The sequence below is a fragment of the Octadecabacter sp. B2R22 genome (genome assembly GCF_018861045.1).
Lineage (GTDB): Bacteria > Pseudomonadota > Alphaproteobacteria > Rhodobacterales > Rhodobacteraceae > Octadecabacter.
Genome location: NZ_JAHKQJ010000007.1, coordinates 476,361 through 491,960, shown reverse-complemented (window position 1 = coordinate 491,960; position 15,600 = coordinate 476,361). Strand labels below are relative to the sequence as shown.

General features: G+C 56.2%; 17 protein-coding genes and 1 tRNA gene. 4 read left to right on the top strand and 14 right to left on the bottom strand.

Translation table 11 applies throughout. The features are described from left to right. Positions 1-7: 7 nt before the first annotated feature. Positions 8-745, bottom strand: a complete 738-nt coding sequence (locus tag KO486_RS07885) for a cytochrome c biogenesis protein CcdA (RefSeq protein WP_216036695.1) — start codon at positions 743-745, stop codon at positions 8-10. A gap of 46 nt (positions 746-791) precedes the next feature. Here KO486_RS07885 and KO486_RS07880 point away from each other — a divergent pair, with 46 nt between their 5' ends. The 3 genes from KO486_RS07880 to KO486_RS07870 all read left to right on the top strand — a co-directional run bounded on the left by KO486_RS07880 (position 792) and on the right by KO486_RS07870 (position 2,738). Further along, positions 792-1,178, top strand: a complete 387-nt coding sequence (locus KO486_RS07880) for a hypothetical protein (RefSeq protein WP_216036694.1) — start codon at positions 792-794, stop codon at positions 1,176-1,178. A gap of 112 nt (positions 1,179-1,290) precedes the next feature. Continuing rightward, positions 1,291-1,626: a metalloregulator ArsR/SmtB family transcription factor gene (locus KO486_RS07875; RefSeq protein WP_216036693.1), complete on the top strand. Its 336-nt coding sequence runs from the start codon at positions 1,291-1,293 to the stop codon at positions 1,624-1,626. Between the two features lie 56 nt (positions 1,627-1,682). After that, positions 1,683-2,738 (top strand): YeeE/YedE family protein, encoded by a 1,056-nt coding sequence (locus tag KO486_RS07870; RefSeq protein ID WP_216036692.1) that lies wholly within the window; start codon positions 1,683-1,685, stop codon positions 2,736-2,738. Between the two features lie 40 nt (positions 2,739-2,778). Here the strand turns inward: KO486_RS07870 and KO486_RS07865 are convergent. The 13 genes from KO486_RS07865 to KO486_RS07805 all read right to left on the bottom strand — a co-directional run bounded on the left by KO486_RS07865 (position 2,779) and on the right by KO486_RS07805 (position 14,811). Continuing rightward, positions 2,779-2,868: transfer RNA gene (locus tag KO486_RS07865), tRNA-Ser, on the bottom strand. Positions 2,869-2,936: 68 nt separating this feature from the next. Next, a complete protein-coding gene (locus KO486_RS07860; protein ID WP_216036691.1) occupies positions 2,937-3,311 on the bottom strand; it encodes a hypothetical protein in 375 nt (124 codons plus the stop codon). Next, positions 3,311-4,030, bottom strand: a complete 720-nt coding sequence (locus KO486_RS07855; protein WP_216036690.1) for an alanyl-tRNA editing protein — start codon at positions 4,028-4,030, stop codon at positions 3,311-3,313. The genes KO486_RS07860 and KO486_RS07855 overlap by 1 nt, the downstream gene beginning before the upstream one ends. Continuing rightward, positions 4,027-6,432 carry a DUF3772 domain-containing protein gene (locus tag KO486_RS07850; RefSeq protein WP_216036689.1) on the bottom strand — a complete coding sequence of 802 codons (2,406 nt, stop codon included), beginning with the start codon at positions 6,430-6,432 and terminating at the stop codon, positions 4,027-4,029. The genes KO486_RS07855 and KO486_RS07850 overlap by 4 nt, the downstream gene beginning before the upstream one ends. Next, entirely contained in the window at positions 6,429-7,466 is a 1,038-nt protein-coding gene (locus tag KO486_RS07845; RefSeq protein WP_216036688.1) for a cysteine synthase A, read from the bottom strand. The genes KO486_RS07850 and KO486_RS07845 overlap by 4 nt, the downstream gene beginning before the upstream one ends. A 51-nt stretch (positions 7,467-7,517) precedes the next feature. After that, positions 7,518-8,651 carry an NUDIX domain-containing protein gene (locus tag KO486_RS07840; protein WP_216036687.1) on the bottom strand — a complete coding sequence of 378 codons (1,134 nt, stop codon included), beginning with the start codon at positions 8,649-8,651 and terminating at the stop codon, positions 7,518-7,520. Further along, positions 8,651-9,091 carry a TrgA family protein gene (locus tag KO486_RS07835; protein WP_216036686.1) on the bottom strand — a complete coding sequence of 147 codons (441 nt, stop codon included), beginning with the start codon at positions 9,089-9,091 and terminating at the stop codon, positions 8,651-8,653. Before KO486_RS07835 ends, KO486_RS07840 begins: the two co-directional genes overlap by 1 nt. A gap of 218 nt (positions 9,092-9,309) precedes the next feature. After that, positions 9,310-10,719, bottom strand: a complete 1,410-nt coding sequence (locus KO486_RS07830; protein ID WP_216036685.1) for a deoxyribodipyrimidine photo-lyase — start codon at positions 10,717-10,719, stop codon at positions 9,310-9,312. An 8-nt stretch (positions 10,720-10,727) separates the two neighbouring features. Further along, positions 10,728-11,711, bottom strand: a complete 984-nt coding sequence (gene acuI, locus KO486_RS07825) for an acryloyl-CoA reductase (RefSeq protein ID WP_216036684.1) — start codon at positions 11,709-11,711, stop codon at positions 10,728-10,730. A gap of 19 nt (positions 11,712-11,730) precedes the next feature. Beyond that, the gene (locus KO486_RS07820; protein ID WP_216036683.1) at positions 11,731-12,831 is read right to left on the bottom strand and encodes a dimethylsulfoniopropionate demethylase; all 1,101 of its coding nucleotides are present in this window, start codon (positions 12,829-12,831) and stop codon (positions 11,731-11,733) included. 1 nt (position 12,832) lies between these two features. Beyond that, positions 12,833-13,309, bottom strand: a complete 477-nt coding sequence (locus KO486_RS07815; protein ID WP_216036682.1) for a DinB family protein — start codon at positions 13,307-13,309, stop codon at positions 12,833-12,835. Positions 13,310-13,332: 23 nt separating this feature from the next. Then, positions 13,333-14,046 carry a DUF1326 domain-containing protein gene (locus KO486_RS07810; RefSeq protein ID WP_216036681.1) on the bottom strand — a complete coding sequence of 238 codons (714 nt, stop codon included), beginning with the start codon at positions 14,044-14,046 and terminating at the stop codon, positions 13,333-13,335. Positions 14,047-14,058: 12 nt separating this feature from the next. Then, positions 14,059-14,811: a DUF2182 domain-containing protein gene (locus KO486_RS07805; RefSeq protein WP_252734619.1), complete on the bottom strand. Its 753-nt coding sequence runs from the start codon at positions 14,809-14,811 to the stop codon at positions 14,059-14,061. Between the two features lie 70 nt (positions 14,812-14,881). On the opposite strand from KO486_RS07805, the gene KO486_RS07800 reads away from it, so the two are divergent. Next, positions 14,882-15,595 carry a GntR family transcriptional regulator gene (locus tag KO486_RS07800; protein WP_216036680.1) on the top strand — a complete coding sequence of 238 codons (714 nt, stop codon included), beginning with the start codon at positions 14,882-14,884 and terminating at the stop codon, positions 15,593-15,595. Positions 15,596-15,600 lie beyond the last annotated feature (5 nt).

The window sequence follows — 15,600 nt, the reverse complement described above, 5'->3', positions numbered from 1 at the left end:
CCTCCCTCTATCCAATTGTAGCAAAGCCTGGGAACATCTTGATCAGCCAATCCGCGATCAGGTTCACCGAATTTGTCGCGATCAGGATCGCAAAGACGATCAACATCGCGCCCATTACCTTTTCAACATAGCCCAACAGGGCGCGGTTGCGCGCGGCCCAACCAAGGAACGGCCGTGCAAACAAGGCCGCAACAATAAACGGCGACGTCATCCCGAGACCGTAAACAAACAAGAGCGCCCCGCCCTCCCAGATGCTGCCCATGCCACCTGCGATCATCAGGATCGATGCAAGTGCCGGACCGACGCACGGCGTCCACCCAAACCCAAAGGCCAGCCCCATCAGATACGCGCCAACCATCGATGATGGCGCAGCAGAGCTTTCGACCCGTGCTTCACGGTAAAGCAGCGGAATTTTCATAATTCCCAGAAAATGCAAACCAAACAGCGTCAGCACCGCAGCTGCGACCCAGCGCAATTCCTGTTTCCACTGGCCAAACATCCCGCCAACGGCGGTTGCCCCCATGCCCAGCAAGACGAAAATCGTTGTCACACCCAGCGCAAAGGCAATGGCGGAAAAGATGAGACGCCGCTGTGTGCCGGGTGGAAATTGGTCATCCCCGCGCAGCTCACTCATGGACAGGCCAGCCATATAACTCAGGTAAAATGGCACCATCGGCAAAATGCAGGGTGTAAAAAACGACAGCAAGCCCGCAAAGGCTGCTCCCAAAAAGGTGATCTCAAGCACAACCAACATCCTTGCAGCAGTGATTCATTCATATTACAATAGTTGAATGTATAAAGCTTTGGCTACCCTCTTAATTGCACTCGCCCCGTTTGTCGCAGCAGCAGACACACAACTCATGATGGCAGAAGAGCCGGGCTGCATTTGGTGTGCCCGCTGGAACGCCGAGGTCGGCGATGCCTATCACAAGACCCACGAAGGCAATGCTGCCCCACTTCGGCGCGTCGACATTACGGACCCAATTCCAGAAGACATCACATTGGCGCGCTCCGTTAATTTCACACCGACATTTGTGCTGCTCGTTGACGGCACCGAGGTCGGACGGCTTGAGGGTTACGCAGGGGAAGACTTTTTCTGGGGCCTGCTCGGTGTGCTTTTGAACGAGAATGACATCGAATTTGAACAAGCTGACCCTAATTCCGACGGGCAGTTATGACACATTTCGTTAATTATTTGGCTTCCCGCTCTCGCCAAGTCAGCGCCATAGGCGTAAGAGACACCCACCGATTTAGATGAAGTTCGTCCAACAACTTAAGTAGATACCGACGATGGCCCTACCCGTATTCAATGACACCATGAGCGACGATGAGCTCGACACGATGTTGAACAATGCGACAACGGCGACCAACTTTCTCAAGGCTATTGGCCATGAGGGTCGGTTGATGATCCTGTGCCACCTTGTGACGGGCGAAAAATCAGTCACCGAACTCGAAGATCTCATCTCTGCACGCCAAGCCGCCGTGTCCCAACAACTGGGGCGTTTGCGCCTTGAAGGTCTCGTCACACCAAGGCGCGATGGCAAGACCATATACTACAGCTTGACGGATGACCGCTGTAAGCGGATTATCTCTGTAGTCTACGATTTGTTCTGCAATCAGGACTAACTGGTCGCGCTACTACCATTTCACGACCATTGGGAGCCATTTGGGAGGAGACACCGATGCTTGACGCATGGGGTGATGGGAACGTTGCAGCACTTGCTGGGGCGTTCGGGGGGATACTGCTTGGCCTAGCGGCACGGTTGGGACGTTTCTGTACACTTGGCGCAATTGAAGACGTCGTTTACGGCGGCTCGGATTTGCGTATCCGGATGTGGGTACTGGCTATTGGCGCAGCAATTGTAGGCAGCTTTGGCCTTATTGGGCTTGGCCTAATCTCTGCAGAACAGTCTTTTTATCTTGCGCAGTCTTGGTCCCCGATCGCCACAATCGTCGGTGGTTTGGTGTTTGGCTATGGCATGGCCATGGCGGGCAACTGCGGTTACGGCGCGGTCGCGCGCTTGGGCGGCGGTGACCTGCGGTCTTTTGTTATTGTGGTCGTGATGGGAATCTCTGCCTATGCCACTATTTCCGGTCCTGGCGCTGTTTTGCGTGTAGCGTTGTTTCCACCGCAAGGGCCCGCTGACGCTCCGCAAGGAATCGCGCATCTGCTCGGCGGGCTGACGAATGCTCCTGTTGCGGCGGTCGGGATATTGATTGGTCTGTGTATTGTCGGCATCGCGCTTTGGACGCCTACCCTGCGCGGCAAACCAAAAGAGGTGTTCTGGTCTGTCATGGTCTCGTTGGCGATTGTCAGCGCTTGGGCCTCCACCAGTTGGATCGCCGCAAATGGATTTGATGGAGTATCCGTCGTCAGCCACACCTTTGCTGCCCCTGTGGGCGAAACGATCTTTTACATCATGACGTCAAGCGGCCAGACGCTTAGCTTTGCAATTGGTTCAGTTGCGGGCGTTTGGGTTGGGGCTTTCATCGGCAGTCTCATCAAAGGGCATTTCCGCTGGGAAGCTTGTGAAGACCCACGCGAATTGCGCCGCCAGATTATCGGTGCGGCTATGATGGGCGTGGGTGCTGTCGTCGCCTTGGGATGCAGCATCGGCCAAGGCCTGTCAGCCTTTTCGCTTTTGGCGTTTTCCGCCCCGCTGGCGTTTGCCTCTATTGCCGCAGGCTGCTGGATCGGCCTGCGCCACTTGATCGAAGGGTTCTTGCCAGCGGAGTAATCCGACAGCAATTCAGCGGTCTATAACGAATTGGGGGAAGTGGCGGACAGACAGGGATTCGAACCCTGGAGACGGTCTCCCGCCTACACACTTTCCAGGCGTGCGCCTTCGACCACTCGGCCACCTGTCCGTAGGGGGGCGTTTAGCCAATAATGGGTGGGCTTTGCAAGGCCCCTTTGTGCGAAAAATGTTTTATTATCAGCCGTGGCGCATCTGCCGCGACGCAATGAAGAAAAGTAGCGCCAAAACCAGCTCTGAGACGGCGGCGAACAGAATGGAAAACCCAGCTGTTCCGCTCAGGTAATGAAAAACGCCCGTCGCTGCGACGCCGCCCCAGACCCCTGCCCCGATCAGGCATAAAGTTGATGCAACCGGCCCCGCCGCAAGTCCGCGAGCCGCCCAGATCAATGCGCCCAAACCTACGACCACGGGGCCGAGCCGTTGTGCGGCAAATGCCATGTCAGGCGCAGCATCGGGCACATAGAGCGACAGATAAAGCATCGGCGCAAAGATGAGCACCAGACCTAGTAGAGCGGCAAAGATGCCAACGACACTCATCAACGGACGATACATCAGGTTTCCAAATGCAGATACACGCGGCGGTTCTGCTTTCCCTTCTTTTCGACCTTGCCAAGACGAACGGTTCCGATTTCTGACGTGTACCGCACATGAGTCCCGCCACAGGGTTGTAGATCGGCGGTGTTTTCACCTTCGCCAATTCGGACCAGACGCACGCGCCCTGCCCCTTTGGGCGGCTGCACGGACATGGTTTTGACCAATCCGGGATTGGCCGCCAGCTCCGCATCCGTGATCCATTCCGTTGATATCTCGAAATCGCAAGCGATCAGCTTATTCAAGGTCGCCTCAAGCTCGGCTTTGTCTTCAGGCGCTTCGGGCATGTCAAAATCAAGCCGCCCTTTGTCGACGCCAATCGATCCACCGGTCACGGGCAGCGGGATCACGACAGACAACAGATGCAGCGCCGTATGAACGCGCATATGGTGGTGACGGCGTTCCCAATCTAGGGTTTGCGTCACTTTACTACCGACCGGCGGCAGAGGGTTGGGTTCGGCAGGCACAAGAATGATGCTGCCGCCATCGCCTTTGACCGCTGTTGCGATGTCGATCTTGCCGCCTTCCCAGGTCAAGGTTCCGGAATCGCCGGGCTGGCCGCCGCCTGTGGGGTAAAAGATGGTTTCATCCAGAATGATCCCGCCCTCATCTGTCACGGCAAAGACCTCGGCGGAGGCATCGCGCTTATAGGCATCATCAATAAAAAGCGGCTTACTCATGTGTCAGGCTTTTCTTTTGGTGGTGTTTTCTTTGCTGGCTTGCGAGCCGGTTTGGCCCCGAAGTCCAAGGCCTCTGGGTTGCGGAACCAAATGTCACGCTGGCCGAACGGGATTTCTATGCCTTCTTCGACAAAGCGTTTTGCTATCGCGTGGTTCATTTCTGACTTAACGCTGAGGACGTAGTTCACATCCCGCAGGATCGCTCTGATTTCAAAATCAAGGCTGTCTGCGCCAAACCCTTGGAACACTACGGATGGTGGCGGGTTCAACAGGACCATTGGGTGCGCCTCTGCGATCTCTTTGAGGATGCCCGTAACCATTTCGGTATCGGTGCTATAGGCCACCCCAACCGGAACGATAACCCGCCCGACGTTGTTGCCGCGCGTCCAGTTCGTCACCTGATTGCTGACCAAATCCGCGTTGGGCACGATGACGTCGGTGCGATCAAAGGTTTCGATCCGTGTAGAGCGCACAGAGATGTCGCGCACATAGCCCATCTGACCGCCCACCTCGATCCAGTCGCCTTGGCTGATGGGGCGCTCAATCAACAAGATGATACCGGCGACAAAGTTCGACACGATGTTCTGCAAGCCAAAACCAATGCCCACGGACAAAGCCCCCGCGACAATCGCAAGGCCGCTCAGATCAATGCCGGCTGTGGTGATGGCAACCACGGCCGCCAAGAAAATCCCGATGTATCCCATGCCGGACACAACCGCATTTTGCCCGCCTGCATCCATCTTGGTACGCGGCAGAACCGTTGATCGTAACGCGCCCTGCAGCAACCGGGTGATCGTGTACCCAATGACAAAGACCACTGCGAGCAGAAGAAAGCTTGTCGGGGATATTTTCGTGTCTCCAATTGAAAACCCTTCCCGAAAGCGGGTCCACAGCTCTGTGATGTCGGTCATCTGTGCGCCCCAGATCAGTGCCAGAACTGGCAAGGACACAAGGATCAACAAAAAGCCAATCAAAACCGGAATGAGAGCATCTTGGGCGCTGTTTTCGCGTTTTGACAGGAGCGTGTAGACGTCCACTGACAGGCGTTGCAACAAGATCAAAACGCCAAGTACATACAGCGTTTGGGCGGCGGGTTCAGTGATCAACTCGAACGCATTGGAATACCCAAGCGCTGCAAAGATCAAACCAGCAATTGCCGCCACCATCAAACCGCGGCTTATGATCGCCCGCAGCGCGACGCGGAAGGAGCGCGGCGCATCCTCGGCGTCGGGAGATGATGTACGTCTCAGCACATGCCCCAGCCAATAGAGCGTCCAAGCCAAGAGCGCTCCCACAGGGAACAAAATCACCGCGCTCGCTATCGTATTGAGAGCATTGGCATCGGCGTAAGTTCGCACCATGCCAAACGCCATCAGCATATAGCCCAGCGTGATAAAGCGGCGATGCGCACGCGCCGATACTTCTGGCTCAAGGTTAAGAGGATGGCTCTCAGGGGCTGAATTGGTCGGCATCAAGTGGCCTGCCAACCAGTGCGCAAGTATCGGGAGCAACGCCAGCCCCGGGATTGCGTCGATCAGGACCGATGTGCGCCGCCCGAGCATTTCGGTCGTGTCCAGCGCTTGCGCCAAGGCCAACACGCCGAGATACGGCAGGACAACCTGCCCCAAAGACAAAGCAAAGTCCCAAACGCCCTGCCCCCGCAACGATTGCGCCCCAAAAAGTCCAGACACCCAACGCACCCATGCGCGTCCACGCGTAATCAGAACCAGAGCAGCGGCCAACAAGGCCAGTATTGCGGGCAAATTATTGAAAAACTCAGTCTGACGGCTGGGGTTTTCGACCTCACCCGTGATTTCTGCCCCAATAGAAACAAAGGATGTTGATACAGCCGTCCATGCGGTGGACCAGCCAGACGGCACCAAGGGCGACTGGGATCGTTCGGTAAATTCATCGGTCTGACGATCCCGCAGTGATGTATCGATCTCTCCGATCAGGCCATCCGCTTGGGCGTAGGCTTCCGCTGCAAGGACCACGGGGGCTTGAAGCTCACTCAATTGCGCTGTGAGTGTCGCTCGACGGGACGCAATGGCGAGGTCTTCGTCGCTGCCGTCTTCTGGCAAAGCCCCCAGCGCGGTGATCTGGGATTGAACAGTATCAATGCGCCCCGCATTGGCCGACTGAAGTTCCAAGAAGGTATCCCGCCAATCCGCCAAATCAGAACGCAATTCACCCAGTACCGAATTTGACGTTTGCCCGTTTTCAACGGCGACTTCGACACGACCCGCCAAAGCCTCCCACTCTGCCTGATCGGCAAATGTGTCAGCTAGAGTTGTTGTCTCAACAACAGTCGCATCCGTTGTTTCGACGTCAATAACGGCGTCATCCTGCGCAAGGAGCGGAGCAGCCCAAAGCGCGATCAGCAGAGCAAGGACGCGTTTCATACGTCTTCAAATACCGTTGGGATCACAGCCGGTTCTTTGTCCAGCCAGCTTGGCACGGGAAGACCCTTTTCGCGCAGAAAATCAGGGTTATACAGTTTTGATTGATACCGCGTGCCATAGTCACACAGGATCGTCACAATCGTATGCCCCGGCCCCATTTCTTTGGCCATACGCACAGCCCCTGCGATGTTCACACCAGATGATCCGCCAAGGCACAGGCCTTCGGTTTGTAATATGTCAAAGACGTAAGGCAACGCATCCTTGTCATGGATGTTGTAGGCATAGTCCGGCTTCAGGTCTTCGAGGTTCTTGGTAATCCGAACCTGACCGATCCCTTCGTTGATCGACCCGCCGTCGGTCATGCTCAACTCGCCATTTGTGTAATAGTTATAAAGCGCGGCCCCGTCTGGATCCGCGATACCGATTTTCACGCCCTTCGGCTGCAACGCCATAGCGACACCCGCCAAAGTCCCGCCCGATCCAACCGCACAGATAAACCCATCAACGTTGCCGTCCGTTTGCTCCCAAATCTCGGGACCAGTGGTCTCGATGTGGGCCTGACGGTTGGCGACGTTGTCGAACTGGTTCGCCCAGACAACGCCTTCGTTGGTCGTGCGCGCCAGTTCTTTGGCCAAACGTTCAGAATAACGCACAAAGTTGTTGGGGTTGCGATACGGCGCTGCTGGGACTTGCACCAGTTCGGCCCCCGCAAGGCGCAACATCTCTTTCTTTTCCTCGGACTGGGTTTCAGGAATGACGATAACCGTCTTGAACCCCATCGACGCGCCGACAAGCGCCAGACCGATGCCTGTATTACCCGCCGTGCCTTCAACGATCGTCCCGCCGGGGCGCAGCTCGCCTTTGGCGATGGCATCTTTGATGATGTAAAGCGCCGCGCGGTCCTTGACTGATTGACCCGGATTCATGAACTCCGCCTTGCCCAAAATCTCGCATCCGGTTTCTTCGGACGCGGCGCGCAGACGGATAAGGGGTGTACTGCCAACGGTTTCGGCGAGATCGGATCGGATTGTCATATTGGAGCCTTTCACATTTGTAATAAGGTGTAGGCGACAGGTCGGCGGCCTTCAAGCAGCAGCGCGCAAACGGTCACGATTTCGTGCCAGCCAATGCCCCACGACCAGAAGCGGCAAAAGCCGGAATTTGCCAGCATTCAAGGCCTCGTCAAAGTCAGCCCAATCCATAACATAAGACTGGATGTCCTCATCTTCGGTGTCTTCCCCGCCGCGCCCCTCAGCCCCGTCAGGCAGATCACACAGGCCAACATACAGATAAAAATGTTCAGTCGTGGTGCTTGGACTTGGATAAGCCGCCGACACGCAAGTGAGATCACGTAGAGTGATGCCTGCCTCTTCTTTCGCTTCGCGAATTGCGGCCTCTTCTGGAGTCTCACCGGGGTCGATTATCCCGGCGACAGGTTCGATCGTCCAGGGGTTCGCGTCCCCGCGCAAATAAGCGCCCGTGCGAAACTGTTCGACCAACAAGACACGATCACGAACAGGATCGTAGGGCAGGACAATCGTTGCATCCATCCCGACAAAAACAACGCGATTAACAGGCTGTGACATCGCCCCATCAAAACGGCGAAACGCGAGATCCACCTCTTCGACATTAAAAAAACCAGAATAACGGTTTTGCGACTTCAGCAGGCTCACATCCCCCTGCACCATGTCACCGCGCCCCACAGCGGCATTGTGCGCCGTATTCTTAGCCCGCAAACGAGACGCGGCCCGCGCCATCATCTGTTTATAACGTCGGCCCATCGTTTCTGCGGGGGTCTGATCGATCCCTGACATGGCCTCGCGGGCGGTCAGGGTCGTCAATTCGCCCATCGCAGTGATCCAACCACCGCGGTCCCAGCTTTCAGCGGGGGTCCAAAGGCCAGCGTCTGGAAGATAGGCCGCCACGTCACGGGGTTGATGGTCCGCGTCCAGCACAACAAATTCAGTGCGATTATAACCGAAGGCTTTTTCGTAATAGTCCAGTCGGGATAAGGCTTCATCGCTCAGACCGGATACAATCACGCCCTCAGCGACACCGCCTTTGGCTTCGTGCAGAATTGGAAACACCTGCCCTTTGACGCGGCTCACTGTGAAATCGACACGCGTTGCGAATTCAACACGGCTGCGCACATCAAGATCACCACTCACCACTTCTAATAGCGGCATGTGGAGCAGTGTTCCAAACAAGAACAGGTCCATTAAGTGAACCTTTTTCCAAAGAATTCTACGATCATCGCCGCGCCAATCCCACCGATCAACAATGTGGTAATGATCTGTGCGGTCATAATCATAGCACCGTGCTGGACGAACATCTCAAAGACGGCCGTTACGGCCTCACCGGGGCCGTCATAGCGGCGGCGTAAGGATTGATCGAGCATTACAAGAATGGAATTAAAGAAGTTTGCAGAGACAACCAAGGCGATTGTCGCGGTCAGCCCGTAGCTGAACGCTGCCGTATATCCGGTTCCCGCGCGAGACCCTGCAATCGTCCATCCGACCCAAAAGCCAAACACAGTGTTGATCTCTTGAAACCAGCCCAAATTGGTGCCTTCGGGAAACAACGGTACAATCAAGATCGTCGTGTACCACGCAAGCGCCCCGTAAAGGATTGCCCCAACTATTCGTCCCATCGTCGGCATTGTACTGCTCCTTGGTCTTCGCAGGATGCCAGACAATAAAACACTGATCTACGCCAGCTGTGTCAGGTCATCGCGATTTGCGTTCCTTCGCAAATACCCCCCCGCACGCCCTCCACGCAAGAGGCGAGGCAAAAGTTCCGCAATCTAGTGAGGCATCATCAACGCCAGCAGTTGCGAAATGTCCTGCGTTTTGGGGCGGGATTTGCGATTTAACCCGCTCAGGCTGTCCTCGCTTGATACGCGTCGAGCGCACGCGCTCGCCCCTCAGCAAGGCCAACGACCGGTTCTGGGTAAGCGTCATCCTGTGACAAGCCCCAAGCCAACGGGATTGCGTCGTAATAAGACAACGACGTCGCGGACGGGTCACCCTGCCCTTCAGCAATCCAGCTCGGCGCGTATTTACCTTTGGGGTCAAACTTGCTGAGCTGTGTGACGGGATTGAAAATTCGAAAAAACGGTGACGCATCCGGCCCTGACCCAGCGGCCCACTGCCATCCCATTGCGTTGCTCGCGGGGTCCCAATCAATCAGGCAGTCCTCAAACCATGCCTGCCCAATCCGCCAATGGGTCATCAGATGTTTGGTCAGATAAGACGCAACAATCATGCGGCCGCGATTGTGCATGATACCTGTCACATACATCTGCCGCATGGCCGCATCGACAAATGGAACACCCGTGCGCCCCTGTTTCCACGCGATCACCTCTGGTGTGTCTTGGGTGTTCCACGGAAAACTGTCCCAGCCAGTTTTCCAATTGCTGTCCAGAATATGCGGCGTGTGATGCATCAAATGGTAGGCAAACTCGCGCCAGACCAGTTCCTTGCAAAAAACTTCGGCACCAGACACCCCGCGATGGATCGCAGCCCACCCTGCATGCCAACAGGTCGCGGGGCTGATTTCCCCATAGGTCAGGTTTTCTGACAGACCGGATGTGCCATCCACGCTCGGATGATCACGATCTGTCGGGTAATTGGCGGCCTTGTGTTCTATAAATTCGGCCAACCGGTCTTGCGCCGCCGCTTCGCCTACACGCATATGAGGCGCAAGCACATTCGCGCCGCGCTTCATTGCGGCCCCCATTGCCCAATCCGCCAGATCGTCACTGTCAGGAAACACGGCAGGCGCAGGCACGTTTGAGGGCGCAGGCACCGGTGAAGCAACATCACGACTGCGCACGGCCTTCCACATCGGTGTGAAGACCTTGTAGAACCCGCCCGTTTTCGTCTCGACCGTCCATGGCTCAAACAACAAATGCCCGGCAAAAGACCGCGCCTCGATGCCGATTGATTTCAGATTAGATTTGACCTCAGTGTCGCGGGCTTTGGCGGCGGGATCATAAAGCCTGTTCCAGTAGACAGCCTCTGCCCCAGTTTCGGAAATCAGTTGACGCAAAACCTCCAAGGCATCGCCACGCCGCAAGACTAACTGCGACCCGAGGACCCCGAGCGTTGTTGCAAAGACACGTAAACCTTCGCCAAACCGAAATTTAGCGGCAGCCCCAAGACCGTCTATCAACGCATCGTTGATAAAAACAGGAATGACCGGCCGGCCCGACGCAAGTACCGCATTTAATGCGGCATTGTCCGCCAAGCGTAAATCACGTCGAACCCAATAGATGACCGGCTTCATATTATTCCTTAAGCATTTACATCAACGACCACACGGCCCCGAACCTGCCCTTTTAGAATATCACGGCCCAAGGCTGGAAGATCGGACAGAACGGCAGGTTGCACCATCGCATCCAGCTTATCCATCGGCAAATCCTCGGCAATCCGTTCCCACGCGCGCAGACGGTTGTCATAGGGCTGCATCACACTGTCGATGCCGAGCAAGTTAACACCGCGCAGCAGGAACGGAATAACCGTCGCCGGAAGCCCTGCACCACCGGCCAAGCCGACTGCCGCCACCGATGCCCCGTATTTCATCTGACCCAGAACGCGTGCCAGCATTTCGCCGCCAACGGCATCCACACAGCCAGCCCAAGTTTCAGCCTCAAGCGGGCGTTTTGTGGTTTCATTCAGCTCTTCACGGGCCACGATCTGGGTCGCACCAAGTGATTTCAGGTAATCAGCAGTTTCAGGTCGCCCCGTTACGCCTGCAACCTCATGCCCAAGGCCCGCCAATATCGCAGTCGCGACAGACCCAACGCCACCCGCAGCGCCTGTGACCAAGACAGGACCATCTTTGATGCCGTGATCCTCAAGCGCCATGACCGCAAGCATCGCGGTGAAGCCCGCCGTCCCGACGGCCATCGCCTGTTTTGTGTCCAAACCGTTTGGCAGTGGCACAAGCCAATCCGCCTTGACGCGCGCCTTTTGCGAATAGCCGCCCCAATAGGCCTCACCGACACGCCAGCCCGTCAACACGACCTTGTCGCCTGCCTTATAGCGTGGATCATCCGAAGCCTCGACGGTGCCCGCAAAGTCGATACCCGGAACATGCGGGTAGTTGCGCACCAACCCACCGCCTGGCCCAATGCACAGCCCGTCTTTGTAGTTCACCGTGGAATATTCAACTGCAACAGTCACATCGCCCTCAGGCAAGCGATCTTCGCCAATTTGCTGAACAGATGCGCTTGTTTTGCCGTCGTCGTCTTTCTCTACCACCAAAGCGTTGAACATGGGGTTCTCCTTTAACTGTCTAAATCCAAAAGGTTTCGTTCACGACTGCCGGAAACACTCCGGCTTGCGTAACGACATCTACGTCTGTCTTTGGGTCCCAATGGGTCATGCGAACCATGCCGATTGCGACGTTCGTTTCAAAATCAGGCGACCTTGCGGATGAGGTCACGGCCCCAACCTGCATTTGCCCGTCCATTATGGGCCATGCTCGATCGCACGGCGGCAAATCGCCTTCGATCCTCAGTGCGCGAACCTGTTTTACGGGCCCCTCTTTGGACACCCGCAACAAGGCATCGCGCCCCACACAGCCAATTGCAGTTTGTGTTGAACAGAAACGCCCAAGACCTGCCTCGTGGGGGGTATTATCCCGGTTCATGTCATTGCCGTAGGACAACAGGCCACCTTCGATCCGTTCAATCAAGTTCGGGCAGCCCGCATGGACATCCAAATCACGCCCCGCTTCCATCAAAGCATTCCAAAGCGGCATACCGTTTTGGGTCCCTTCGACATACACTTCAAAGCCGCCTTGTTTGGAATAGCCCGACCGCGCAACAACCATCTGCTGGCCTTGAAAATCAAACCGCCCGTAGCGGAAGAACCGCAAGTCCCGCACGGCGTCACCAAAAACACGCGCTGCAAGCTCATCTGCTTTGGGGCCTTGAATGGCCAAGGGCGAAACATCGGGTTCATCCACAAGAACATCCAGACGAAGACCGTAGGCCAACCCCTTGACCCAGTACAATAAATCACTGTCGGCAATCGAAACCCAATAGCGGTCTTCGTCCAGCATAACGGCCACCGGATCGTTCAGCATTCCGCCCGTTTCATCGACCATCGGCACGTAATAGCACATGCTGGGCAGCATCCCGCGCAGATCACGCGGCGTGAGCATTTGCATCAGCCGCCCCGCATCAGGCCCACGAATTTCCACCTGTCGTTCGACAGAGACATCCCACACCTGCACAGCGGACTTCAGGTGGTGATAGTCCTCTATCACACTGCGGAAAACCGTAGGCAATAACATATGGTTATAGACCGTATATCCCTTAACACCTGCCGCCTCGACGCCATCCGAAAACGGTGTGCGGCGCAGACGGCGCGATCCTGCTATCGTTGCCATGTCAGATCTCCGGCATAAGAGGCAGATCACTGCCAATTGGCGTCATACCCGCGGCCGTCATCATTGCGTGAACCTGCCCGCGGTGGTGCGTTTGATGGTTAAACAACTGCATCACACACAGATCCTTTTTCTTTGACATATCAGTTCCATAGACCTTGGAATACCAACTGACATCGCCACTCAGGTCGATCGCTCGCAGCCCGCGTGCCCATTCAACAATAGCCCCATCCATTCGGAACCTCTCAGTTGCCCAATCGGTCGGGTTGGCGGTGTGGCTGACGCCGACATCATCACTGTCTGGGGCGGCGATGGTTGGTTCGAACCTGTTCATCCAAAGTTTGTCGATCCAAAGCAGATGATTGAGCGTGCCGAAAATCGACCCAAAGAACGCGCCGCGATCAAGGCGCAAAGCATCTTCGTCCATCTGCTTAACAAGATCACGCAAACCATTGTTTTGCCAACGGTTATAGCGCGCCATCGTTTGACAAAAAGTCGGCGTTATCACGGCTTGGGACCTTTCCAATCGATGGCACAGATTTCAGCGGATTTACCGGACAAATCCCAAACGCGGCCATAGTCCCGCACCTTGGATTTCAACCCACGCGCCGCAATCACGTCCGAACCCATCCAGTATTTGGTATTCGTCATCACCACAGGTTGATCCGGATCGGCCCCCGTTAGCATTTCGATCTCACCTTGAACCTTGCGCCCGATGTAAAGGCCCCGCTTCGTGCCCTCGCGCATGATATCGACCTTCTCGCGCTCAGCGCCGATGATCTCGCTCACCAGAACGGTGAACAGCCCAGTCGTGCCCCCAGCCGCGCCAGACAGGATCTGCAGCAACCCGTTGTAGGCCTTTTGCGTGGCTTTCTCATCGATATAGACCGCAACCTTCCAGTTGCCTTCGGCCATACGGCCTGGAATCTCGGCCAAAAGCCCAATGTTGATCCCTGAGAGGTCTTCGCCCTCAAAATGCCCCTCATCGATAGCGATTGCCATCCATGCCTTACAGTTGCCCTCGGTCGGCGGATGCTGCCCAAGGCTCACAACGCAGGGGCAAAACACCGTACAATTACAGTTCAAGAACAGCTCGCCCTTGATCGCCCAATCCGTTGGGCGTGACTTACGGCGCAAAGGATGGCTGTCCATCTTACTGTCGATCCGCTGACTTACAGGCAAGCGATCCGCGGGAACCTTGGTCTTTGACTTACTCATTGTTAATCCTTCCTATCCGAAAATCACGACGGCCACTCCGGCGCCGATCAGGGCAACCCCTAAGGGCCGCGTCAGCCAAGCGCCCAAGTCAGGCAGCTTTTCAAACACCATCAGGACTGTCGCCAATCCCATAAACGCAAGGCTCATCACGCCGCCCACAAAGGCAAGCAGCATAAGCGCCCAGCAACATCCAAGACACACAGCGCCCAACCGCACCCCCATGCGCCAAGGCCCATCGGACCAATGCTGCATGAAGAACGCGAATGGCGCGCGGCACTTGCGAACGCAGGCCGCTTTGAACGCGCTGAACTGATAAGCCCCCGCAAGAACCAGCAATCCGCCCGAAAGAACCACACTGACGCTTAGGCCCGTTTGATCCAGCAAACCCAGCCTCCAAAGCGCCATTTGCGCCACCGCTGCAAGGGCCGAAAACACCAACCAAACGGCAAGGTATCCACCCACCAGACGGCCAAAATCACCGCGTGATCCGGGCAGGTCATCAAAGGTGGCAAATGCGGGCAATGCCGTGGGCAACATCATCGCCGCCGACATCAAGGCCCACATCGCCGTAAGTTTTAGCACGCCGGCGGCATCTGGTGTGACGCGACATAGATCAGCCCAAAACTGCGCACCGTAAATCTGTGAAAGCTCTCGCAATTCTGCGGGTATGGCCATCAGATACAAAGCAGCCCAGCCCGCCAACACGATGCCAAACAACACCAGCCAATGCGGTGCGCCCATTCCTCTGATCCATTCAGCGCGCATATGTCCTCCCCGACATGAAGTGCGACTCAATCCTTGCCAAACAAATGTCAGACAATTAAATGTCTGACAAATGAAAAATGCACCAGACCTCTCCGCCCAGATCGCCAAGTCCATTCGTGACGCCATTGTTTCAGGCGATTTGCCTGTAGATGAACGTTTGCCAAGCGAGGCCGAGCTAAGCGAACAATTTGACGTATCGCGCTCAACCGTGCGTGAGGCGCTTAAACGATTGGCGGCGCAATCGCTCATCCGCACCCAGCGGGGCGCAACAGGCGGCGCTTTCGTAAATCGGCTTACGTTTCAAGACGCTTACGGCCAGCAAATCACAACCTCTGCCCTGCTGCTGAGCATGAATGACGTCGATTTCGTCACCGCCTGCGAAGCCCGATTTGCACTAGAACGCGCCTGCGCCCCGCTTTCGGCACAACGCAGAACCGCGGATCACTTAGCGACCATGAGGGCCGAAATCACCCGACAATCCCAACCAGGCCTAAGCGACGAAAGCTTTTGCGCCTCAGACGTCGCGTTTCACCGCGCTTTGGTGGACGGTGCTGGCAATCCGGTCTTGTCGTATCAATTGGCCGGCGCTGTTGAGGCGATCGAACCGTTGATGAACATGATCACCTTCACCGCGCGCAGTCGCGATCACATCGTCGCAATGCACACACACATTGCCGACGCTCTTGAGGCATCTGATGCGAAAACCGTCGATAAGCTCTTGGCGGAACTGGCGGATTATACCACCGAGCTCGGCCAATCCGTGGCCTCGGCCAGCGCAAAGTAGCCCGA